Genomic DNA, 21139 nt, shown 5'->3' on the forward strand with positions numbered 1-21139 from the left:
GCGCAGCTGGGTGAGGGGGATTGGAGGGATACCTGTTCGCCCCCCTCTCCGCCCGGAACAGGGCAGGCGCGCGGAGATGATGGTTGCGCGCAAGGCAAAGCGGGTTCTTACTGAAAAAAACGCCCGCATTCTCAAGATTCAACGCCAATGCCGCCTTCCTCCGCCAGCCGCACGCAAGCCGTCTGGGTCGCCCTGTCGCCGCTGCTCTTCACCTTCCTGTGGAGCACCGGCTTCGTCGGCGCGAAATTCGGCCTGCCCTATGCCGAGCCACTGACCTACCTGCTGCTGCGCTTCCTGCTGGCGGCGGCGCTGCTGGTGCCGATTGCCCTGATGTTGAAGATCAGCTGGCCGAAACCGCATGAAATCAAGCATGTCGCATTGGTCGGGCTGCTGGTACAGGGCGTCTATCTGGGTGGCGTGTTCATCGCCATCCATCATGGCGTACAGGCCGGCGTCGCGGCGCTCATCGTCAGCGCGCAGCCGATTCTGACGGCCGCCCTGGCCGGCCCGATGCTGGGCGAGAAGGTTACCCGTCGGCAATGGCTGGGCCTGTTGTTCGGCCTGGCCGGTGTCGCCGCCGTGATCGTGGAGAAGATCGACACCGCCAGCGCCAGTGCCGCCTGGGCGACGCTCTATACGGTCGCCAGCCTGCTCGGCATCACGCTGGGCACGCTGTACCAGAAGAAATACTGCCACGGCGTCGATGTGGTCGGCGGCAATTGCGTGCAGTTCATCACCGTGATCTTCGCCTTCGGCCTCGGCGCGCTGCTGTTCGAGACGAATGTGGTGCACTGGACCGGCGAGTTCGTCTTTGCCCTGGTCTGGCAGTCGGTCATCCTGTCCATCGGCGCCACCACCCTGCTCTATGTGCTGATCAAGCGCGGCGCCGCCTCGCAGGTCGCCAGCCTGTTCTATCTGGTGCCGCCCTTCACCGCGATCCTGGCCTGGCTGATGTTCGGCGAGACCTTCGGCATCTCCGCCATCATCGGCATGGTGCTGGTTGCCGTCGGCATTATCCTGATCCGCACCAATGGCAGCGGCAGGAGGCGCCCGGCATGAGCGACATGCAGCCCGGCGACCAACCGAGACAGCCCTCCTCCCCGGAGACCCGCAAGCGCGCCTTCAAGCTGCTGTTCTTCAGCCTGACCTGCCTCGGCATGGGACAGTCGCTGATGTTCGCCAACCTGCCGCCGATTGCCCGCGAGCTGGGATTCTCCGAATTCCATGTCGGCGCGATCTTCATGGTTTCCGCGATCTTCTGGGTATTCTGCGCGCCGATGCTGGGCCGCCGCAGCGACATCTGGGGCCGCCGTCCGGTCATTCTGGTCGGGCTGATCGCCTACGCCACCTCCACCGCCGCCTTCGGCTTCATCATCCAGATGGCGCTGTGGGGCTGGCTGACCGTCATTCCCGCCGTCGTGCTGCTGGTGCTGGCGCGCATCCTCTATGGCGGGCTGGGGGCCGGCACCATCGCCGCCGGCCAGGCCTATGTCGCCGACCGTACCAGCCGGGCGGAGCGCGTGCGCGCCGTGGCCGGCATGAATGCCGGCTTCAGCCTCGGCGTGACCGTCGGCCCCGGCGTGGGGGCGGCGCTGGTGGTGTTCGGCCTGCTGATGCCGTTCTACGGCATCGCCCTGCTGGCGCTGGTCAGCGCCGTATCGCTCTATCTGATGCTGCCGGAGCAGACCCCGCCCAAGGGCCAGACGATGCGGCCACGGCTCAGCCCGTTCGACCGGCGTGTGTGGCCCTTCCTGCTGGCCAGCATCATGATCACCACGGTGCAGGCGCTGACGATCCAGACCGCCGCCTTCTATTTCATGGATGTGCTGGGGCTGGCCGCCGCCGAGACGGTGCAGTATGTCGGCGTCGGGCTGATGGCATCCGCCATGGCCGCCGTGCTGGCGCAGCTTGCCATCATCCCGCGCCTGAACCCCTCGGCGCAGTTCCTGATGCGCATCGGCTGCGTCATCGGCATTGCCGCCTACACCATCTTCCTGCTGGCCGACAGCTATGGCCCGCTGGTGTTCGCGCTGGTCGTCTCCGGCCTCGCCTTCGGCCTCGCCCGCCCCGGCATCGCCGCCGCCGCCTCGCTGTCGGTGCGGCAGGACGAGCAGGGATCGGTGGCCGGGCTGGTTGGCGCGACGGGGGCGGCCGGGCATGTGATCTCACCAATCTTCGCCATGCCGCTCTACAAGCTGGACCCCAGCCTGCCCTACCTCGCAGGCGTGATCCTGTTCGTGATGTTCGGCCTGATGGTCATGCTGAACGGTACCATCCGGCGCGCCGGCCGCAGCCTCGCCGAGGAGGGCCAGGGCGGCCCCGACAGCCCGACCAGCCTGTAGCAGGAAAGAAGTGCCCCGGCACTTAACGAGCGTATCTCAGTTTGAAATGCTGGCGTTCGGTTTTCCTGTTCCGTCATTCCCGCACTTGTTGCGGGAATCCAGGCCTCGGCCCGCTTCGGCCTCGCCTGAGCAGGCTGAAATCTGGCCCCCCGGTACAAGACCGGGGGTGACGGCCTGAGTGTAAGGCACCGAAAGCACGTCGCTGTTTAATACTGAGATAGTTTCGGCGAACGCCATCGCTTGACAGCCGGAAGCACGGGCCCTATACGAAGGCCCTCCGCCGCCAGACGGCGGGCCTAACGGGCGGTTAGCTCAGCGGGAGAGCACACGCTTCACACGCGTGGGGTCACTGGTTCAATCCCAGTACCGCCCACCATTCCCCCTCCGGAAATTCAATCAGGTACGCTGCACGATGCAGCCATACCACCCGAGGCCGGCATAGGTCTCATAGCCCGGCGTCAGCGCAAAGCCGACCCGGCCGCCGGCATCGTCCCGGTAATGGCCGCTGCGTGCCGATCCGGTGTTCAGCCGCAGCGTCTCGCTCAGGATGCCCTTGCCGTCCGAGGAGGCGATCACCCGGAAGCGGTTATCCAGCAGCAGGACGCGGGTATTCTCTGCCTCCTCCGGCGTCAGCCGCACGCCCTTCACGATGGCCTCGGCCTGCGGCCCCCAGTCGAAATGGATGCCCAGCACGCCCAGCACCTTGCCGCGCGCCTCCCCGCCCTCGCGGATCGCCGCCGAATAGGTCGCCACCGGCTTGTTGCCCAGCTGCGGCGATGATGCGATATCGGCAACCGCGTAATCGTCGCCCGTGGCGGTGTTCAGCGCGTCCCGGAACCAGGCCTCGCGCGACACGTCGGCGCCTTTCACATTGTAGGCATCGGGGCGGCCATTGGCGATCACCTTGCCGTTCATGTCGGCGATCCACAGGTCGAGATAGACCGTATAGGCCGACAGGATGACGCCCAGCCGCTTGGCGGCATAGGCGCAGGCCGTGGCTGACGGATCGGCAGCACAATCGACCACGGCGCTGTCGGTCGCCCACCAGCGCACATCGCAGGTGCGTTCGTAGAGATTACGGTCGATCAGCTCCACCGCGTTCAGCGACAGATCGACGAGCCGGTCGCCGCGCATATGATCGACCAGATTGCCGCCCAGCCGCTGCAGCCCCTCGACCCGCTGCGACAGCTCGCTTTCCAGCGTGTTTGAGATCAGCTCGATCTCGCCGGACACCGACTTCACTTCACCGGCCACCACCGCGAAGCCGCGCCCTGCCTCGCCGGCGCGGTTGGCCTCGATCAGCGCGTTGAGCGCCAGGATCTTGGTCCGGCTGGTGATCGCGCGGATTGCCGTGATCTTGTCGCGCGTCAGAGCCGCCAGGTCGGAGGTCAGCTCGATGATCCGTTCCGGCTTGTTATCGTCCCCCGCCGGCATACCATCCTTGGCGCCGATCTTATGATTCTGCATGGTATTCAAGAGAATTCTCCGGGCAAAAGCGCAAAATACGATCTATTGCGGCGCGCCTGGACAGGTTCACCGCAATGCCGGAAGCAGGATTCGTCCCTACAGCCCGCTTCGGGGCGGGCTTTTTCCAATGCATGTTGTCATTGGAATTATTAAACTTTCCTTACCGCGCTGGCTGAAACGAAAAAATTCCACACCCAGGCGGGAGAAAACGCAGGCAAGGCAAGCATTCAACGTATTTCTTTGTTTTTAATCAAGTCGCAAATGCTAGTTTAGGAAACATTTCATCAAGCATAGAGATATGATGTCGAATATGAGCCGATGGTGTGAAAAGCAGGTTTTTCTCTTGAAGCGCGACAAGGGCGCCGCTGATGTCGCGCAGCTATAGCAAGAAAGAAGCCCAGGAAATGCTGACCGCGCTGGAACGCCAGGCGCGGGAAATCGTCATTCTGGCGACCCAGACCGAGAAGAATGTTCATCAGCACAGCTTCCATTCCTACCGGCAGTTCCGCGACAAGATCTCGGAATTCGAGACCTTCGGCATCCTGATCGAGAACCGCCTGCGCAATCTGGAAACCGGACGCGACGAACGGCTGGACGAACAATTCGACGCGCTGAACATCCTGATTTCCAAGGCGGTGCTGCGCACCAGCACGAAATTCTTCCTGGCGCTGAGCAAGAGCCCGGCCCTGCCCATCGGCTCACGCGAGATATTCGTACAGGAATTGCGTAACCTGCATCTGGCGCGGGAAAAGTTGTCGCAGCCGCGCTATGCCCATCTGCTGGACGAGGATGCCGACCGCAACATGAAGGTTGCGGAGAACATCCTGAACGAGATCATCGAACGCGCCCCCAGCCTGCTGAACCTCTAGCCTTTCTCCCCTCCCCGCCGCATCCCGCATTCCTGCCGTGAACGCGTCGGGCTTGCCAGACAGCCCTTCAAGCCGCTACAGGAACCCTAATAAAGAAACGATGCGACCTGGGAGCATCACAGGATGGGAAACCGCCTCAGCGGAAAGAAAACCTTTGTCACCGCCGCCGGACAGGGCATCGGGCGGGCCTCCGCGCTTGCCTTCGCGCGCGAGGGCGCGACCGTCATTGCAACCGATATCAATGCCGCCGCCCTTGAGGCGCTGAAGGCGGAGGCGCCGGGGATCGAGACCCGCCTGCTGGACGTGACCGACAGCGCCGCGGTGCAGGAGGCTGCGAAAGCGGTAGGCGCGGTCGATGTGCTGTTCAGCTGCGCCGGCTTCGTCGCCAACGGCACCATCCTGGAGTGCGAGGAGAAGGATTACGACTTCTCCTTCGAGCTGAACACCAAGGCGATGTACCGCGTCACCCGCGCCTTCCTGCCGGCGATGATCGCCAAGGGTGGCGGCTCCATCATCCTGATGTCCTCGGTCGCCTCCTCGGCGGCGGGCGTGCCGAACCGCTTCGTCTATACCGCCAGCAAGGCCGCCGTCATCGGCATGACGAAATCGATCGCCATCGACTTCATCTCCAAGGGCATACGCTGTAACGCCATCTGCCCGGGCACGGTAGAGACACCCTCGCTGCACGAGCGCATCAACGCCTTCGACGATCCGGTCGCCGCGCGCCAGGCCTTCATCGCCCGCCAGCCGATGGGACGGCTCGGCACGGCGGAGGAGATCGCAGCGCTGGCGCTCTACCTCGCCTCCGACGAATCCGCCTATACGACGGGTGTGGCCCATCTGATCGATGGTGGCCTTACCCTCTGACCCAAATCACGACAGAACAGGGAGTATCATCATGCGTCTCTTGCGCTATGGAGAAGCCGGCAAGGAAAAGCCCGGCCTGCTGGATGCCAGCGGCACGCTGCGCGATCTGTCCGGCCATGTCACCGATATCGATGGCGGGACCATTTCGCCGGACGGGCTGAAGAAGCTGGCAGCCATCGATCCGGCCAGCCTGCCCGCCGTTTCCGGCACTCCCCGCCTCGGCTGCCCGGTCGGCAATATCGGCAAGATCATCTGCGTCGGGCTGAACTATTCCGATCATGCCGCCGAGACCGGCATGCAGGTGCCGGCGGAGCCGATCATCTTCATGAAGGCGACGACCGCCATCAACGGCCCGAACGACACCGTGGTGATCCCGCGCCATTCCAAGAAGACCGACTGGGAAGTCGAACTCGGCATCGTCATCGGCAAGAAGGCGCAATATGTCGAGGAGAAGGAGGCGCTGGACTATGTCGCCGGCTATGTGCTGGTGAACGACATCTCGGAGCGCGAATTCCAGATCGAGCGGCATGGCCAGTGGGTGAAGGGCAAGAGCGCCGACACCTTCGCGCCGATCGGCCCCTGGCTGGTGACCAGGGACGAGGTCGCCGACCCGCAGAACCTGAAGATGTGGCTGGACGTGAACGGCAAGCGCTGCCAGGACGGCTCCACCACCACCATGGTCTATGGGGTGAAGCATCTGGTCAGCTATATCAGCCAGTTCATGACGCTGATGCCCGGCGACGTCATCCCCACCGGCACGCCGCCAGGCGTGGGTGCGGGCATGAAGCCGCCGCTGGTCCTGACGCCCGGCGATGGGATGAAGCTGGGCAGCGAGGGGCGGGGCGAGCAGCACCAGGACGGCGTGGGGTACAAGGGCTGAGGTCTGCGGCTCCGAGCTATAAGGGCCTGTCCGGCGAGGCGCTGGAGCGGGAATATAACCCGCGCCTCGCCGCGCCGGACTTCCAGGCCTATCTCGACGCCCAGGCCAGCCGTGCCACCAGCACCCGTGATGCGCTGGCCGGCTCGCTGGATGTCAGCTATGGCGACGGGCCGCTGCAGACGCTGGACATCTTCCCGGCAAAGACACCGAACGCGCCGGTTCACGCCTTCATCCATGGCGGTTACTGGCGCGGGCTGGACAAGAGCTTCTACAGCTACATCGCAGAGCCGCTGGTCGCCGCCGGTGCCACGGTGGCGATGGTGAATTACGATCTCGCGCCGAAGCTGACCATCAGCGGCATCGTGGCGCAGATCGCGGAAGCGGTGCGCTGGCTGCACGCCAATGCGCGGCAGGTTGGCGGCAATCCGGACAGGCTGTACCTGTCCGGCCATTCCGCCGGCGCGCATCTGGCCGCCATGATGCTGGCGCGCGACTGGGCGGCGGAAGGCCGCCCGGCCGATATCGTGAAGGGGGTGGTCGCGGTTTCCGGCGTCTATGAGCTGGAACCGGTGACGATGCTGAAGGTGAATGCGGAAATCGGCCTGACCGCCGATGAGGCAGCACGCAACAGCCTGGCCGCGAACCCGCCTCGGCCAGTCTGCCCGATTCTGGTGGCTGTGGGCGGCGGCGAGACGCCGGACTGGATCCGGCAATCCGCCGATTTCGCGAAGCTGTGCCGGAAACGCGGGCTTGCGACCGACTATTGGGAAATCGGCCGCGAACATCATTTCTCGATCTGCGACCGCATGGGCGAAGCCAGACATCCGCTGGTCCGCGCCATGCTGGCCCAGATGGGACTTTAGGGCCGCCAGAGCGCCTCATTGCGCCACACCGGTGGCACGATGAGGCTCGCTCCCGGCGCGCTTTTATTGCCGGCGAGGCGAATGGACTGCCAGCCTGTCCGCCATTCTTCGGGTATTTCATAGGGTGGCAGAAGGTGAGTCTCGGGCTGGAAGCCAAAGCGCCCGTAATAACCAGGATCGCCAAGCACAAAAACCCATGAAAAGCCCTGGTCTTTCAATCGTTCCAGGCTGTCGCGGATAAGGGCGCCGCCGATGCCTCTGCCTTGCCATTCCGGTGTTACCGCGAGCGGGCCTAGAAGAGCGATCCTTTCCGTTACCCCCTCAATCCGGCAGCTTGTCAGGGCTATGTGCCCGACCAGCACCCCGTCGAGGGTCGCGACCAGAGAAATCACGTCCCTCCCCTGCCGCAAGAGTGCGCTGACCAGCGGCAGCAAATCCTCTTCGGGAAAGGCTTTCGGATAGAGGGCTTCTACAGCGGAAAAGTCCGCAGGTCGGATTTCGTGGATATCGGGGATTGCAGACATTCCAGCCCTATTCAAGGAGACGCAAAATCTCCGAAGAATCTAGACCAGCTATCGCCTGGATACACCTTCTGTTCCAGTCACTATTTCAAGGCATAACCCGGGAAACCCTAAAACCGCGCCAAATCGCGCAATGCACCGCGCAGGCCGGGGCTGGCGCCGAGCGCCAGGCCAGCCACCAGCATGCCCAGCGTGCCGGTCTTGGCATTGGCACGCAGCCCCTGCTCCAGCTCCGCCTGCAGCAACTGCAGCTCCGCCAGCGTGGCGGCCTGCGCCACCTCGCGGTGACGGGTGCGGCTGCGCACCTTCGTCGCCAGCCAGGCGGTCAGCGCCACCAGTCCAGCCACACCGAGGCAGAGCAGCCCGGTGAACAGCGCGGCGTCAGGCGCCGGCACATGGCGCAGCAGCCAGAGATGGAAGGACAGCGCCAGGAAACCGAGGCCAAGGGCGGCGACGAGGCCGGCGGCGGCGAACCCCGCCACCCGCCAGCACAGCCGCCCGGCACTGTCCTTCGCATTGCGGATTTCCGCCTGCGCGTAGGGCAGCGCTATGTCGAGGAGATACCGCACGATGCGCCCGCCTTAGCGGCGATCCAGCAGCTTGCCGATCAGCAGGCCGGCACCCAGCGCAATCAGCATGCTCTGCAGCGGCTTGTCCTCGATATGGCGCTCGACGCTGGCGACACCCTCGGCACCGCGCGCCCGGGCCGTCTTGGCCGCGCCTTCGAGTTCGCTGCGCAGCGCGGCAACCCGCTCCTTCAGCTGGGCCATCTTGTCGTCGGACGTCGTAGAGGCCTGCTCGCCCAGAGTCTTGGCCAGCGCGCCGACATCCTTGCGCAGCGCCGCGAGATCGTTCTTCAGGGCGGCAATATCGTCAGCCGGTTCACGAGTAGCCATGAAAGGCTCCTTTCGTTGCTTGTAAGTCAAGATTGCGTTCGGCGTGAACGCTTCTACAGGTAAAGAACGCAGGGAAAATCATATTGTTCCGGAAAATCAGAACACCGGCGGGCGTTGGGTGTATATTTTCTGAAAATACGCGCCGCCCGTTCAGGGAACTTTGCGTTGCAGGAAAAAGTTATTCATGGGCCATGTGGCATTTTAATGACCATATGGCGAAATTCATTATGAAGGCATATGAAGATCTATGAGCGATTCGCCGCCAGCCACCCGCCCTGCTCCCTCAGACACCTCTTCTGAAGCCACAGCCGATCAGGGTGTGGAAGGTGGTTCGGCACTCGCCTTCCTGCAGGCCAGCAGCGTCACCCGGATGGCCGCCATCGGGCTGCTCATTCTGGCGCTGATCTACACGGCCTATTTCGCGAAACCGATCCTGCTGCCGATCTTCCTGGCGCTGCTGCTCACCATCCTGCTGATGCCGGCGGTGCGTCTGCTGACCCGCCTGCGCCTGCCGCAGACGCTGAGCGCCTTCCTGATCGTTGCCATGCTGGGGACCGGTCTTGCCGCCGGCACGGTGCAGCTTGCCGGCCCGGCGGCGGAGCATCTCGATCTGGGGCCGAACGTGCTCTACAAGATCGAACGGAAGCTGGCCGAACTGAAACTGCCGCTGCGCAAGGCGCAGGAAACCACCGAAAAGATCGCCGAGATAGCCAAGCTGGAGAATAACGAGGGACAGCGGATCGTGGTGGTCGAGGGCAGCCTGACCGAAACCCTGGCCAGCCAGGCGCAATCGATCCTGACCACGCTGGCCATCACCACCGTGCTGCTGTTCTTCCTGCTGGCCGCTGGGCCTTCTACCGCAAACCGCATCGTCGAGGCCGTATCGCAGGCCGACCAGCGCCGGCGGCTAAAACGCATGCTGCTGGAGGGGCAGTGGAAGATATCGGTCTATCTGCGCACCTTCACCCTTATCAGCCTGGCGCTCGGCGTGGCGACGGCGGCGGCGATGTGGGCGCTCGATATGCCCAGCCCCTGGCTGTGGGGTGCCCTCGCCGCGGTGCTGAACTTCCTTCCCTATATCGGCCCGGCGATCACGGCGGTCATCATTGCCAGTGCCGCGCTGCTGAATTTCGATAGCTGGACTCAGATCCTGATGCCACCGTTGGCGGCCTATGCGCTGACCGTGCTGGAAGGGCAGTTCATCACCCCGCTGCTGCTGGGCCGGCAGCTGACCCTGAACCCGATCCTGGTGTTCCTGGCAGTGATCTTCTGGGGCTGGCTGTGGGGCCTGCCCGGCGCGCTGCTGGCCGTGCCGATCCTCACCATCGGCAAGATCGTGCTCAGCAATATGCCCGGCACGCCACCAGCCTTGCGCGCCGCCATGGAGTGAGCAGATACAAAAAACCCCGGCACAAGGCCGGGGTTTTCTTTTATTCGAGGTTGAAAACCTCAGCGCAGCGAATTGCAGAAGCGCTGGATCTTCGTGCAGGCATCCTCCAGCTGCTCGGTCGAGGTGGCGTAGGAGATGCGGAAGTGCGGGGACAGGCCGAACGCCTCGCCCTGCACAACGGCCACGCCCTCGGCCTCCAGCAGCGCCGTGGCGAAGTCTGTATCGCTGGCGATCACCTTGCCCTCCGGCGTCTTCTTGCCGATTAGCCCGGCGCAGGACGGATAGACGTAGAACGCCCCGTCCGGCTTCGGGCAATCGAGGCCGCTGGCCTGGTTCAGCATGGAGACGACCAGGTCGCGGCGCTCGCGGAAGGCGACGTTGCGCTCCTGGATATAGTCGGTCGAGCCGTTCAGCGCGGCCACCGCCGCCGCCTGACTGACCGAGGACGGGTTGGAGGTGGACTGCGACTGGATCACGCCCATCGCCTTGATCAGCGGCTCCGGCCCGGCGGCATAGCCGATGCGCCAGCCGGTCATGGCATAGGCCTTGGACACGCCGTTGCAGGTCAGCGTGCGGTCATACAGCTTCGGCTCCACCTGGGCCGGGGTGCAGAACTTGAAATCGTCATAGACGAGATGTTCGTACATGTCGTCGGTCATGATGTGGACCTGCGGATGGCGCAGCAGCACATCGGTGACCGCCTTCATGTCATCCCAGGTATAGCCCGCACCAGTCGGGTTGGACGGGCTGTTCAGGATGATCCATTTGGTCTTCGGCGTGATCGCCTTTTCCAGATCCTCCGGACGCAGCTTGAAGTCGTTTTCCTGCGGGCACTGCACGATGACCGGCGTGCCTTCGGCCAGCAGCACCATGTCCGGATAGCTGACCCAGTAGGGAGCGGGAATGATGACCTCGTCGCCCGGATCAAGCGTCGCCATCAGCGCGTTGTAGAGTATCTGCTTGCCGCCGGTGCCGACGGTCACCTGCGAAATCTTGTAGTCCAGCCCGTTCTCGCGCTTGAACTTGTCGACGATCGCCTGCTTCAGCTCGTTGGTGCCATCGACATTGGTGTATTTCGTCTGGCCCTTGCGGATCGCCTCGATGGCGGCCTCCTTGACGAAATCGATAGTGTCGAAGTCCGGTTCGCCGGCCGACAGCGCGATGACCTTACGGCCCTGCGCCTGCAGCTCGCGCGCCTTCATGGAGACGGCGATGGTCGGGGACGGCTTGATCCGGTTCAGGCGCTGGGCGATCAGAGCCATTTCTGTTCCTCGCAAGAGACTGGTTGACAGGCTGGAATGCCGGCAGGGCCGACAGCCGCGAACCCTACGCCCGGTATGCCATGCGTTCAACGGTATTTCGCCCCGCGGCGGCAGGATTCTTGCGCGTGCCGGCCTTCCCCGAACGGCATAACAGCCGTCCGCAAAACCGGCTATGATCCTCCGATGCCCCTGTCCGCCCGCCTTGGCCCCGTCGGCCGCGCCCTCTCCCACCCGAATTACCGGCTCTATGTCACCGGTAACATGGCCTCCCTCATCGGCACCTGGATGCAGCGCATCGGCATTGGCTGGGTCGCGTGGGAGCTGACCGGCTCCGCCGCCTGGCTCGGCATCGTCGCCTTCGCCGATCTGTTCCCCACCGTGGTGGTCACCGCTTTCGCCGGAGTCGCGGTGGACCGCATCGGCCCGATGAAGGTGGCACGCGTGGCGCAATATCTGGCAGTCGCGCAGGCAACGACGCTGGCCCTGCTGACCTTCACCGGCCTGATCGATATCTGGATGCTGATCGCGCTGACCGCCTTTCTGGGCTCGGTCACCGCCTTCTACCAGCCCGCCCGGCTGGCGATGATCCCGATGCTGGTGCCGCGCGAGGATCTGGGTGCGGCCATCGCCATCAACTCGATCAATTTCAACCTGGCGCGCTTCATCGGCCCGGCGATTGCCGGGGGCATCATCGCCGCTGGCGGGGCGGGCTGGACCTTCGCCATCAATGCGATGACCTATTGCTGGTTCCTCGCCGCCCTGCTGATGCTGAAGCTCCCGGCGCACACGCCGCGCGAAAACGGCAACCGGCCGCTCTTCACCGAGATGGGCGAAGGCTATCTCTACGCCGCGCGCCATGCCGGCATCGGCCCGCTGCTGGTGCTGGTCATCGTCACCTCGACCAGCCTGCGCGCCGTGCTGGAGCTGATGCCGGCCTATGCCGATGGCGTGTTCCAGGCCGGCGCCGAGGGGTTGGGCATGCTGGTCGCCGCCGCCGGCGCCGGCTCCATCCTGTCCGGTATCTGGCTCGGTCTGCGCGGCAGCCTGCGCGGCCTGACGCGCATCTCGCTGTGGGCGGTGTTTGCGTCCTGCCTGATGTTGCTGGGCTTTGCCGCGACCGAGGATTTGACCATCGGCATGATTACCATGTGCTTCGCCGGGGCGGCGCTGGTCGCCAACGGCGTTGGCATGCAGACGCTGATGCAGAATGCAGTATCGAGCGAGATGCGCGGCCGCGTCATGGGCATCTACTGGATGATTTTCCGCGGCGGCCCGGCGCTGGGCGCGCTGGCCATGGGTGCCGCGTCGGAACTGTTCGGCCTGCACTGGCCGCTGGCCGCCGCCTGCATCCTGTCGCTGGTCGCCTGGGCCTGGTCGATGAAACGCTTGCCCCGCATGGGCCAGGCATTGGAAGCTTGAAGAAATATACCGAGGAGGAACCGATATGAATGCCGTGACAGCTCTAGACCGGCCCGTCCGCGACCTGGTCAGCCCCGAGGAATGGGAGACCCGTGTCAATCTCGCCGCCTGCTACCGGCTGACCGCGCTGTACGGCATGACCGACCTGACGGCCACCCACATCTCCGCCCGCGTGCCGGGTGTCGAGGGTCAGTTTCTTATCAATCCGCACGGCATGTTCTTCGACGAGATCACCGCCTCCAGCCTGGTGAAGGTCGATCATGACGGCAATATCCTGCTGCCCTCGCCCTATCCAGTGAACAAGGCGGGCTACGTCATCCATTCCGCGATCCATGCCGCACGCCCGGATGTGGACTGCGTGCTGCACACCCATACCCGCGCCGGCATGGCGGTCTCCGCGATGGAATGCGGCCTGCTGCCGATCAGCCAGCATTCCATGCGCTTCTACAACCGGCTCGGCTATCACGATTACGAGGGGCTGGCGCAGGACGAGGACGAGAAGAAGCGGCTGGTGCGCGACCTGGGCGAGCATCGCGCGATGATTCTGCGCAATCACGGGCTGCTGTCCGCCGGCCGCACCGTGGCCGAGGCGTTCAGCCTGATCCATTATCTGGAGAAATGCTGCCAGTCGCAGATCGACGCGCTGTCTGGCGGCCAGAAGCTGACCATCCCGCCGGGGCAGGTCTGCGAGCATACCGCGCAACAGTATGAGGCGTTCGGCATCCTCGGCACCCGCGACTGGCCGGGCCATCTGCGCCGGCTCGACAAGCTGGACCCCAGCTACAAGGAGTAGGCCTCACCTCTGCGCTGGAAACCGTCTGCGCGCGGTCCTATGTTAGAGCGCCATGTCCAGCACAGCCCCCTTCCATATGCACCCGCTCGGCGGCGCGCGCGACAAGCGCCCGCCGATGCTGGCCGGCGAGGCCGCCCCGCAGGATCGCGGCCAGCCGCTCGAAATCGTCTCCGACTACAAGCCGGCAGGCGACCAGCCGGAGGCGATCCGCCAGCTCATCGCCGGGCTGACCGAGGGCGAGCGCGACCAGGTGCTGCTGGGCGTCACCGGCTCGGGCAAGACCTTCACCGTGGCGCATGTCATCCAGCAGGTGCAGCGCCCGACCATCATCCTGGCGCCAAACAAGACGCTGGCCGCCCAGCTCTATGGCGAGATGAAGAGCTTCTTCCCGAACAACGCGGTGGAGTACTTCGTCTCCTATTACGACTATTACCAGCCGGAAGCCTACGTTCCGCGCACCGACACCTATATCGAGAAGGAAAGCTCGATCAACGAGCAGATCGACCGGATGCGCCACGCCGCGACGCGCGCGCTGCTGGAGCGCGAGGACGTCATCATCGTCGCCTCGGTCTCCTGCATCTACGGTATCGGCTCGCCGGAAGATTACAGCCGGATGATCGTGAAGATCGAGCAGGGCCAGAGCATCGACCGCACCACCCTGCTGCGCAACCTGGTCGAGATCCAGTACAAGCGCAACGACGCCGCCTTCGCACGCGGCACCTTCCGGGTGCGCGGCGACACGGTGGAAATCTTCCCCGCCCACTATGAGGACCGGGCCTGGCGCGTCAGCCTGTTCGGCGACGAGGTCGAGGAGATCGTCGAGTTCGACCCGCTGACCGGCGAGAAGAGCGCGAAGCTGGAGGCCGTGCGCATCTTCGCCAACAGCCACTATGTGACGCCGCGCCCGACGCTGCAGCAGGCCATCGAGAAGATGAAGGTGGACCTGAAGGCCCGGCTGGAGGAGTTCAACAGCCAGGGCAAGCTGCTGGAGGCACAGCGGCTGGAACAGCGCACCACCTTCGACATGGAGATGATCGCCGCCACCGGATCGTGCGCCGGCATCGAGAATTATTCCCGCTACCTGACCGGCCGCAATCCGGGCGAGCCACCGCCCACCCTGTTCGAGTACATCCCGGAAAACGCGCTGCTGATCGTGGACGAGAGCCACGTCACCGTGCCGCAGATCGGCGGCATGTTCAAAGGCGACTATGCGCGCAAATCCACCCTGTCGGAGTTCGGCTTCCGGCTGCCGGTCTGCATCGACAACAGGCCGCTGAAGTTCGAGGAGTGGGAGCAGATGCGCCCGCAGACCATCTTCGTCTCGGCCACGCCCGGCCCGTGGGAGATGGAGCGCACCGGCGGCGTGTTCGTCGAGCAGGTGGTGCGCCCGACCGGTCTGACCGACCCGGTCTGCATCGTGCGCCCGACCGGCAACCAGGTCGATGACGTGATCGCCGAATGCAAGGACGCGGCGGCGAAGGGCCAGCGCGTGCTGATCACCGTGCTGACCAAGAAGATGGCCGAAGACCTCACCGAATATATGCATGAGGCCGGCATCAAGGTGCGCTACATCCATTCCGACGTGGAGACGCTGGAGCGTATCGAGATCATCCGCGACCTGCGGCTCGGCACCTTCGACGTGCTGATCGGCATCAATTTGCTGCGCGAGGGGCTGGACATCCCGGAATGCGCGCTGGTCGCCATCCTGGATGCCGACAAGGAAGGCTATCTGCGCTCCAAGACCTCGCTGGTGCAGACCATCGGCCGCGCGGCGCGCAATGTCGAGGGCCGCGCCCTGCTCTATGCCGACCGCATGACGGAAAGCCTGGAATACGCGATCAACGAAACCAACCGCCGCCGCGAGAAGCAGCAGGCCTACAATGCCGCCAACGGCATCACGCCGGAAAGCATCAAGTCGAAGATCAACGACATCATGCAGAGCGTGTATGAGCGCGGCGACCATCTGACGGTGGAGACCGGTGCCGAGGAAGGCGCGCTGGTCGGCAAGAACATCCGCGAAGTCATCGGCGATCTGGAAAAGCGCATGCGCACCGCCGCCGCCGACCTGGAATTCGAGGAAGCCGCCCGCCTGCGCGACGAGATCAAGCGGCTGGAAGCCGCCGAGTTGGGCTTCACCACCGACGGCAAGCCTTTGCGCGGCGGACCGGTCACCCGCGTTCAGGTGCCCAATGGGTCAACCGCGCGCGTGAAGGGCGATATCCAGCCGCCGCGCGGCAGGGCGAAAGGCAACAAGCGCCGGGGGGCGTGATAAGCTATCCCTCTCCCCTACCGTCTCCGCCCGTCACCCCCGCATTTATTGCGGGGGTCCAGGCTTCAACCCGCTGGATCGTCGGTCGAGTAAGCTGAACCCTGGATTCCCGCAACAAGTGCGGGAATGACGGCAGGAGAAACCGCCCGCTATGGTCAGCTAACGTCGGCACGAGGAACGACTGAAGGAACCTTCCACAATGCATCGCCTCTTCCTGTTTGCTGCCCTGCTGATTGGACTCGGCGTCGTAGCCGCACCGGCCAGGGCTGACGAGATCGGCTGTGTGGACAGTGCCTTCCAGTGGATCGGCCCGAACCACAAGATCTGCATCGAAGCCTTCGACGACCCGGAGGTACCAGGCGTATCCTGCCATATCAGCCGCGCCAAGACCGGCGGTATCAAGGGCTGGGTCGGGCTGGCGGAAGACACTTCGGACGCCTCCATCGCCTGCCGGCAGACCGGGCCGATCAGCCTGCCGAAAACCATCGCCGATTCCGATCCCGGCGAAGGCAAGACGGTATTCCGCGAAAGCCGCTCGATCATCTTCAAGAAGCTGCAGGTCGTGCGCTTCTACGACAAGAAGCGCAATACGCTGGTCTATCTGACCTATTCCGACCGGCTGATCGAGGGTAGCCCGCAGAATGCGGTGACCAGCGTGCCGATCATGCCCTGGCGCTGACTCAGGCCTTCTTCAGGAAGCAGGTCTTCAGCACCAGCCCCTTCACCTTGTCGGCATTGCACTCGATCTCCGCCTCGTCGTTGGTCAGGCGGATATTCTTGATCAGCGTGCCCCGCTTCAGCGTCACCGAGGTGCCCTTCACCTTCAGATCCTTGATGACCTGAACCGAATCGCCATCGGCCAGCGCCGTGCCGTTGCTGTCTTTCACTGTCACAATCGTACTTCCAAAAGGGGGTTACGCCGCCGCGCGCAGGTCGCTGACGATGCCGGAGAGGATTTCGTAGGAGCGCAGGCGCTTCCCGTGGTCATGGATCGCCGAGGCGACGATCAGCTCGTCGGCGCCGGTATCCGCGATGAAGCGTTCCAGACCGGCCCGCACCGTTTCCGCCGAGCCGACGAAGGAACAGGCCAGCATGCGCGCGACATGCGCCTTCTCGTCCGGCGACCACAGGCTTTCGATATCCTCGACCGGCGGCGGCAGCTGACCGCGCCGTCCGCGGATCATGCCGATCACCCGCTGCTGGGCGGAGGTGAAGAGATAGCGCGCCTCCGCATCCGTTTCGGCGGCGAACACATTCACCCCGACCATCGCATGCGGCCGGTCGAGCTGCTCGGACGGCTTGAAGCCCTCACGATAGACGGCAAGCGCCTGCATCAGTGCGCCCGGCGCGAAATGCGAGGCAAAGGCATAGGGCAGGCCCAGCACCGCCGCCAGCTGCGCGCCGAACAGGCTGGATCCCAGAATCCACAGCGGCACGTTGGTATCCGTCCCCGGCACAGCCTGGATGCGCTGGTCTGGCTGCAGCGGCCCGAGCAGCGCCTGCAGCTCCAGCACATCCTGCGGGAACTGGTCGGACGCCATGGGATCGCGGCGCAGCGCCCGCCAGGTCATCTGGTCGGTGCCCGGCGCACGGCCGAGGCCAAGATCGATGCGGCCCGGAAACAGCGATTCCAGCGTGCCGAACTGCTCCGCAATCACCAGCGGCGAATGGTTCGGCAGCATGATGCCACCCGCCCCCACCCGCATGGTCTTGGTGGCGGCGGCCACCTGGCCGATCACCACGGAGGTCGCCGCACTGGCGATGCCGGTCATATTGTGATGCTCGGCCAGCCAGTAGCGGTTATAGCCCCAGCGCTCCGCATGACGGGCAAGGTCGATCGTGTTGCGCAGCGCATCGCCGGGCGTGGAGCCCTGCGGCACCGGCGCCAGATCGAGAACCGAAAAGGGAATCATCGCCATCCCCCTATTCCACTGTCATGTAGAAGCCGGCCCAGAGCCATTTGGAATCGTCCATGCCCTTCAGCTTCGGGTCGGTATCGCGCGGATAGACCAGCCAGACCGGGCCACGGTCGCCGATGCCGAGATAGCGGCCATCGGCCTTCACCGCCAGCATGGCATCGTGATTATAGGCGTCGGTCACCGGGATTTCCGGCTCATAGCCATCCAGCCCCAGGAAACGGATGGTGCTGCCCCTGGCACCGGCGGCCTTCAGCACATCGCGCAGCAGCGGCCCCTCGAACGTGTAGCCCTTCGGCCATTCCGGGTAGCGCACGGTCAGGCTCTTCATGCCCAGCGCCTCCAGCATCGGGAGGTCGAAAGCCACCGCCTTCTCGAAGCCGGTGACGCCGTGGCTCTTCAGCAGCCCGTCCATGAACGGATCGAACGGTCCGCGATTGGACTTGTCCACCGTGCCGGTGATGGTGAGGACGACCGGCCCGGACGGTTCCGGCAATTGCTGCGCCGAGACGGCGCCGGAAACGAGCAGGCCGAGGGCGACGAACGCGCCGAACAGACGAGACTTCATGATGGCTCCGATCCCGAGTGTCGAATGGTTAAGGGGACTATAGCGCCGCTTGCCGGCCGGGTCATCCGCACCGCTCGACAGCAGCGTGGTTTTCCGGTCTGATCCAGGATCATAGGTACGTATATAAATAATCGGGTGCCATACCGACCGGACAGGAGGCGGGACGAAACATGCAGGCCAGAGAGGTAAAGACAGCCGAGGAGGCAAGGCGGATCGTCGAGGCGCGCGGCCTCAGCCATGTGAAGGTCGGGGTCAGCGATATCGATGGCGTGCTGCGCGGCAAGTACATGGCGCGCGACAAGTTCTTCTCCGCGCTGGAGGGCGGTTTCGGCTTTTGCGACGTGGTGCTGGGCTGGGATTCGCAGGACGAGCTGTACGACAACACACGCTTCACCGGCTGGCACACCGCCTATCCCGACGCGCCGGTGCGCATCCTGCCGGAAAGCTGCCGCGAGCTGCCCTTCGAGGACAATATGCTGTTCTTCCTGGGCGAGTTCGCCGACAAGGCGGAGACGGTCTGCCCGCGCGGCACGCTGCGCCGGGTGCTGGACAAGGCGGAGTCCATGGGCTTCAAGGCCAGGGCCGCCTTCGAGTATGAATTCTTCCTGTTCGACGAGACGCCCGACAGCATCCGCGAGAAGGGCTATTACGGGCTGAAGCCGATCACGCCCGGCATGTTCGGCTATTCCGTGCTGCGCTCCACCGTGCATGCCGATTTCTATCACGCCCTGCTGGAACTGTCGGAGCGCATGGACTTCCCCATCGAGGGGCTGCACACCGAGACCGGCCCCGGCGTGCTGGAAGCCGCAATTTCCGTCGATGACGCGCTGGCCGCCGCCGACAAGGCCGCCCTGTTCAAGAGCTTCACCAAGGTGCTGGCGCAGCGCAACGGCATGATGGCGACCTTCATGGCGAAATGGTCGCCCGACTATCCGGGGCAGAGCGGCCACCTGCACCTGTCGCTGACCGACAGGGACGGCAAGCCGGTGTTCCATGACCCGGCGGCGGAGCACGGCATGAGCCCCACCATGCGGCATTTCCTGGGCGGGCAGCAGAGGCTGATGCCGGAGATGCTGGCGCTGATCGCACCCACGGTGAACAGCTTTTCCCGCCTGATTCCCGGCTACTGGGCGCCCATCGCGTCACTGTGGGGCGTGGAGAACCGCACCTGCGCGCTACGCCTCATCGGCGATTCGCCGAAATCCAAGCGCATCGAATACCGGGTCGCGGCGGCGGACGGGAATCCCTATCTGGTGCAGGCGGCAGCACTCGCCTCGGGCCTGTGGGGCATCGAGAACGAGATCGAGCCGGAAGCCCCCGTCAAGGGCAATGCCTATGAGGTGAAGCCGCCTTCCCGCCTCGCCTTCCCCGCCACGCTGTGGGAGGCGGCGCAGAAGCTGCGCCGCTCAAAAGCCGCGCGGCAGATGCTGGGCGAGGATTTCGTCGAGCATTTCGCCGCCACCCGCGAGTGGGAGGAACGGCAATACCGCAAGCACATCTCCGACTGGGAACTGCACCGCTATTTCGAGATCATCTGACATGAACCACGACTTCGCCACCCTGCGCGCGACCTTCACCTTCCCGACGACGATCCGCTTCGGCGCCGGCTCCATCTCGCTGCTGCCCCGGACCTGCGCCGAACTTGGCATGCAGCGCCCGCTGCTGGTCACCGACCCCGGCCTCGCCGGCCTGCCGATGCTCGCTGCCATGCTGGAGGATTGCCGCAAGGCCGGCCTCGGCGCTGAACTCTTCTCCGACGTGAAGCCGAACCCGACCGGCGGCAATGTCGAGGCCGGGCTGAAGGCGTTCCGCGCCGGCCAGCATGACGGCGTGGTGGTTGTCGGCGGCGGCAGCGCCATGGATGCCGGCAAGGTCATTGCGTTTATGGCCGGGCAGAGCCTGCCGGTCTGGCATTTCGACGATGCCGGGCCGGGCTGGAAGGATGCCAGCCTGCAGGGCATCGCCCCCATCGTCGCCGTGCCGACCACGGCGGGCACCGGCTCGGAGGTCGGGCGCGCCGGCGTGATCGTGAATGAGGAGACGCACCGCAAGATCATCATCTTCCACCCGAAGATGCTGCCCGCCGTGGTGATCGAGGACCCCGCCCTGACCGTCGGCCTGCCGCCGCATCTGACGGCGGCAACCGGCGTCGATGCCTTCACCCATTGCCTGGAGGCCTATTGCGCGCCCTCCTTCCACCCGCTGGCCGAGGGCGTGGCGGTGGAGGGCATGCGGCTGGTAAAGGAATATCTGCCGCGCGCCTGCAAGGACGGCACGGATATCGAGGCGCGCGGCCAGATGCTGGTCGCCGCCAGCATGGGCGCCACAGCATTCCAGAAAGGGCTGGGCGGCATCCACGCGATCAGCCACCCGGTCGGCGCGCTGTACGACACCCATCACGGGCTGACCAACGCCGTGGTCATGCCCTATGTGCTGGCGTTCAACCGCCCGGCGGTGGAGGCGAAGATCGGCCGGCTGGCGGCCTTCCTCGATATCGCGGGCGGGTTCGACGGATTCATGGACTGGATCCTGGCCTTCCGCCGCGACCTCGGCATTCCCCATACGCTGGCGGAAATCGGCGTCGATGCCGCCCGCTCCGGAGAGATCGGCCAGTATGCCGCCGACGATCCCAGCGCCGGTGGCAACCCGATCCCGCTGACGCCTGCCATCCTGCAGAAACTGTTCGAGGATGCGGTGGCGGGGCGGTTGTAGGGGTTAGCGTTCGTTCCCTTTGCCTTGCCCCTACTCTCTGCCCGTCATCCCCATTCTCTAAATGTCACCCCCGCATTTATTGCGGGGGTCCAGGCTTCCACTAGC

Annotated in this window: 21 protein-coding genes and 1 tRNA gene; 14 read left to right on the plus strand and 8 right to left on the minus strand. The window is 64.7% G+C overall.

The window, feature by feature from the left end; translation table 11 throughout:
- The first annotated feature begins 147 nt into the window (after positions 1-147).
- From MK313_RS04075 to MK313_RS04085, 3 genes are all read left to right on the plus strand, one after another.
- Positions 148-1059 carry a DMT family transporter gene (locus MK313_RS04075; protein WP_287780213.1) on the plus strand — a complete coding sequence of 304 codons (912 nt, stop codon included), beginning with the start codon at positions 148-150 and terminating at the stop codon, positions 1057-1059.
- Positions 1056-2342 carry an MFS transporter gene (locus MK313_RS04080; protein ID WP_287780214.1) on the plus strand — a complete coding sequence of 429 codons (1287 nt, stop codon included), beginning with the start codon at positions 1056-1058 and terminating at the stop codon, positions 2340-2342. The genes MK313_RS04075 and MK313_RS04080 overlap by 4 nt, the downstream gene beginning before the upstream one ends.
- Before the next feature lie 301 nt (positions 2343-2643).
- Positions 2644-2718: transfer RNA gene (locus MK313_RS04085), tRNA-Val, on the plus strand.
- Positions 2719-2738: 20 nt separating this feature from the next.
- Here MK313_RS04085 and MK313_RS04090 read toward each other — a convergent pair.
- The gene (locus MK313_RS04090) at positions 2739-3809 is read right to left on the minus strand and encodes a methyl-accepting chemotaxis protein (RefSeq protein WP_287780215.1); all 1071 of its coding nucleotides are present in this window, start codon (positions 3807-3809) and stop codon (positions 2739-2741) included.
- Positions 3810-4177: 368 nt separating this feature from the next.
- On the opposite strand from MK313_RS04090, the gene MK313_RS04095 reads away from it, so the two are divergent.
- From MK313_RS04095 to MK313_RS04110, 4 genes are all read left to right on the plus strand, one after another.
- Positions 4178-4678: a hypothetical protein gene (locus MK313_RS04095; RefSeq protein ID WP_040707083.1), complete on the plus strand. Its 501-nt coding sequence runs from the start codon at positions 4178-4180 to the stop codon at positions 4676-4678.
- Between the two features lie 123 nt (positions 4679-4801).
- The gene (locus MK313_RS04100) at positions 4802-5545 is read left to right on the plus strand and encodes an SDR family oxidoreductase (protein WP_287780216.1); all 744 of its coding nucleotides are present in this window, start codon (positions 4802-4804) and stop codon (positions 5543-5545) included.
- 31 nt (positions 5546-5576) lie between these two features.
- Complete coding sequence (locus tag MK313_RS04105) at positions 5577-6425, plus strand: fumarylacetoacetate hydrolase family protein (protein WP_287780217.1); 849 nt, start codon at positions 5577-5579, stop codon at positions 6423-6425.
- A 188-nt stretch (positions 6426-6613) separates the two neighbouring features.
- Positions 6614-7288 carry an alpha/beta hydrolase gene (locus tag MK313_RS04110; RefSeq protein ID WP_287780258.1) on the plus strand — a complete coding sequence of 225 codons (675 nt, stop codon included), beginning with the start codon at positions 6614-6616 and terminating at the stop codon, positions 7286-7288.
- On the opposite strand, the gene MK313_RS04115 is transcribed toward MK313_RS04110, so the two are convergent.
- The 3 genes from MK313_RS04115 to MK313_RS04125 all read right to left on the minus strand — a co-directional run bounded on the left by MK313_RS04115 (position 7285) and on the right by MK313_RS04125 (position 8705).
- A complete protein-coding gene (locus MK313_RS04115) occupies positions 7285-7812 on the minus strand; it encodes a GNAT family N-acetyltransferase (protein WP_008944277.1) in 528 nt (175 codons plus the stop codon). The genes MK313_RS04110 and MK313_RS04115 overlap by 4 nt on opposite strands.
- 107 nt (positions 7813-7919) lie before the next feature.
- A complete protein-coding gene (locus MK313_RS04120) occupies positions 7920-8378 on the minus strand; it encodes a hypothetical protein (RefSeq protein WP_008944278.1) in 459 nt (152 codons plus the stop codon).
- A 12-nt stretch (positions 8379-8390) separates the two neighbouring features.
- On the minus strand, positions 8391-8705 hold the full coding sequence (locus MK313_RS04125; RefSeq protein WP_008944279.1) for a DUF883 family protein: 315 nt from the start codon (positions 8703-8705) through the stop codon (positions 8391-8393).
- Positions 8706-8952: 247 nt separating this feature from the next.
- Here MK313_RS04125 and MK313_RS04130 point away from each other — a divergent pair, with 247 nt between their 5' ends.
- Positions 8953-10095 (plus strand): AI-2E family transporter, encoded by a 1143-nt coding sequence (locus tag MK313_RS04130; protein ID WP_287780218.1) that lies wholly within the window; start codon positions 8953-8955, stop codon positions 10093-10095.
- Between the two features lie 59 nt (positions 10096-10154).
- Here MK313_RS04130 and MK313_RS04135 read toward each other — a convergent pair whose 3' ends face one another.
- Positions 10155-11357, minus strand: coding sequence for a pyridoxal phosphate-dependent aminotransferase (locus MK313_RS04135; RefSeq protein ID WP_008944281.1), 1203 nt, complete (start codon positions 11355-11357; stop codon positions 10155-10157).
- A gap of 183 nt (positions 11358-11540) precedes the next feature.
- Between MK313_RS04135 and MK313_RS04140 the strand changes: the two genes are divergently transcribed.
- The 4 genes from MK313_RS04140 (at position 11541) to MK313_RS04155 (ending at position 16517) form a co-directional block, all read left to right on the plus strand.
- Entirely contained in the window at positions 11541-12776 is a 1236-nt protein-coding gene (locus MK313_RS04140; RefSeq protein ID WP_008944282.1) for an MFS transporter, read from the plus strand.
- 25 nt (positions 12777-12801) lie between these two features.
- On the plus strand, positions 12802-13569 hold the full coding sequence (locus MK313_RS04145) for a class II aldolase/adducin family protein (protein ID WP_287780219.1): 768 nt from the start codon (positions 12802-12804) through the stop codon (positions 13567-13569).
- A 115-nt stretch (positions 13570-13684) separates the two neighbouring features.
- Positions 13685-15838: an excinuclease ABC subunit UvrB gene (gene uvrB / locus MK313_RS04150; protein ID WP_287780259.1), complete on the plus strand. Its 2154-nt coding sequence runs from the start codon at positions 13685-13687 to the stop codon at positions 15836-15838.
- Positions 15839-16037: 199 nt separating this feature from the next.
- The gene (locus MK313_RS04155) at positions 16038-16517 is read left to right on the plus strand and encodes a CreA family protein (RefSeq protein WP_287780220.1); all 480 of its coding nucleotides are present in this window, start codon (positions 16038-16040) and stop codon (positions 16515-16517) included.
- A 1-nt stretch (position 16518) separates the two neighbouring features.
- On the opposite strand, the gene MK313_RS04160 is transcribed toward MK313_RS04155, so the two are convergent.
- From MK313_RS04160 to MK313_RS04170, 3 genes are read right to left on the minus strand one after another with little or no spacing between them, the layout of a single operon-like run.
- A complete protein-coding gene (locus MK313_RS04160) occupies positions 16519-16731 on the minus strand; it encodes an alkylphosphonate utilization protein (RefSeq protein WP_287780221.1) in 213 nt (70 codons plus the stop codon).
- A gap of 21 nt (positions 16732-16752) precedes the next feature.
- Complete coding sequence (locus tag MK313_RS04165) at positions 16753-17751, minus strand: LLM class flavin-dependent oxidoreductase (RefSeq protein ID WP_287780260.1); 999 nt, start codon at positions 17749-17751, stop codon at positions 16753-16755.
- Positions 17752-17761: 10 nt separating this feature from the next.
- Positions 17762-18322, minus strand: a complete 561-nt coding sequence (locus MK313_RS04170) for a molybdopterin-dependent oxidoreductase (protein ID WP_287780222.1) — start codon at positions 18320-18322, stop codon at positions 17762-17764.
- A 170-nt stretch (positions 18323-18492) separates the two neighbouring features.
- Here MK313_RS04170 and MK313_RS04175 point away from each other — a divergent pair, with 170 nt between their 5' ends.
- On the plus strand, positions 18493-19860 hold the full coding sequence (locus tag MK313_RS04175; RefSeq protein ID WP_287780223.1) for a glutamine synthetase family protein: 1368 nt from the start codon (positions 18493-18495) through the stop codon (positions 19858-19860).
- Between the two features lies 1 nt (position 19861).
- A complete protein-coding gene (locus MK313_RS04180) occupies positions 19862-21034 on the plus strand; it encodes an iron-containing alcohol dehydrogenase (protein WP_287780224.1) in 1173 nt (390 codons plus the stop codon).
- The last annotated feature ends 105 nt before the right edge of the window (positions 21035-21139 follow it).

Source organism: Oceanibaculum sp. (genome assembly GCF_022449305.1).
Taxonomy (GTDB): Bacteria; Pseudomonadota; Alphaproteobacteria; order Oceanibaculales; family Oceanibaculaceae; genus Oceanibaculum; species Oceanibaculum indicum.

Excerpts from the sequence above, each read along its gene's own strand:
- MK313_RS04075 (WP_287780213.1), top strand. The coding sequence starts at position 148 with ATGCCGCCTTCCTCCGCCAGCCGCACGCAAGCCGTCTGGGTCGCCCTG.
- MK313_RS04080 (WP_287780214.1), top strand. The coding sequence starts at position 1,056 with ATGAGCGACATGCAGCCCGGCGACCAACCGAGACAGCCCTCCTCCCCG.
- MK313_RS04090 (WP_287780215.1), bottom strand. The coding sequence starts at position 3,809 with ATGCAGAATCATAAGATCGGCGCCAAGGATGGTATGCCGGCGGGGGAC.
- MK313_RS04095 (WP_040707083.1), top strand. The coding sequence starts at position 4,178 with ATGTCGCGCAGCTATAGCAAGAAAGAAGCCCAGGAAATGCTGACCGCG.
- MK313_RS04100 (WP_287780216.1), top strand. The coding sequence starts at position 4,802 with ATGGGAAACCGCCTCAGCGGAAAGAAAACCTTTGTCACCGCCGCCGGA.
- MK313_RS04105 (WP_287780217.1), top strand. The coding sequence starts at position 5,577 with ATGCGTCTCTTGCGCTATGGAGAAGCCGGCAAGGAAAAGCCCGGCCTG.
- MK313_RS04115 (WP_008944277.1), bottom strand. The coding sequence starts at position 7,812 with ATGTCTGCAATCCCCGATATCCACGAAATCCGACCTGCGGACTTTTCC.
- MK313_RS04125 (WP_008944279.1), bottom strand. The coding sequence starts at position 8,705 with ATGGCTACTCGTGAACCGGCTGACGATATTGCCGCCCTGAAGAACGAT.
- MK313_RS04130 (WP_287780218.1), top strand. The coding sequence starts at position 8,953 with ATGAGCGATTCGCCGCCAGCCACCCGCCCTGCTCCCTCAGACACCTCT.
- MK313_RS04135 (WP_008944281.1), bottom strand. The coding sequence starts at position 11,357 with ATGGCTCTGATCGCCCAGCGCCTGAACCGGATCAAGCCGTCCCCGACC.
- MK313_RS04140 (WP_008944282.1), top strand. The coding sequence starts at position 11,541 with ATGCCCCTGTCCGCCCGCCTTGGCCCCGTCGGCCGCGCCCTCTCCCAC.
- MK313_RS04145 (WP_287780219.1), top strand. The coding sequence starts at position 12,802 with ATGAATGCCGTGACAGCTCTAGACCGGCCCGTCCGCGACCTGGTCAGC.
- uvrB (WP_287780259.1), top strand. The coding sequence starts at position 13,685 with ATGCTGGCCGGCGAGGCCGCCCCGCAGGATCGCGGCCAGCCGCTCGAA.
- MK313_RS04155 (WP_287780220.1), top strand. The coding sequence starts at position 16,038 with ATGCATCGCCTCTTCCTGTTTGCTGCCCTGCTGATTGGACTCGGCGTC.
- MK313_RS04165 (WP_287780260.1), bottom strand. The coding sequence starts at position 17,751 with ATGATTCCCTTTTCGGTTCTCGATCTGGCGCCGGTGCCGCAGGGCTCC.
- MK313_RS04170 (WP_287780222.1), bottom strand. The coding sequence starts at position 18,322 with ATGAAGTCTCGTCTGTTCGGCGCGTTCGTCGCCCTCGGCCTGCTCGTT.
- MK313_RS04175 (WP_287780223.1), top strand. The coding sequence starts at position 18,493 with ATGCAGGCCAGAGAGGTAAAGACAGCCGAGGAGGCAAGGCGGATCGTC.
- MK313_RS04180 (WP_287780224.1), top strand. The coding sequence starts at position 19,862 with ATGAACCACGACTTCGCCACCCTGCGCGCGACCTTCACCTTCCCGACG.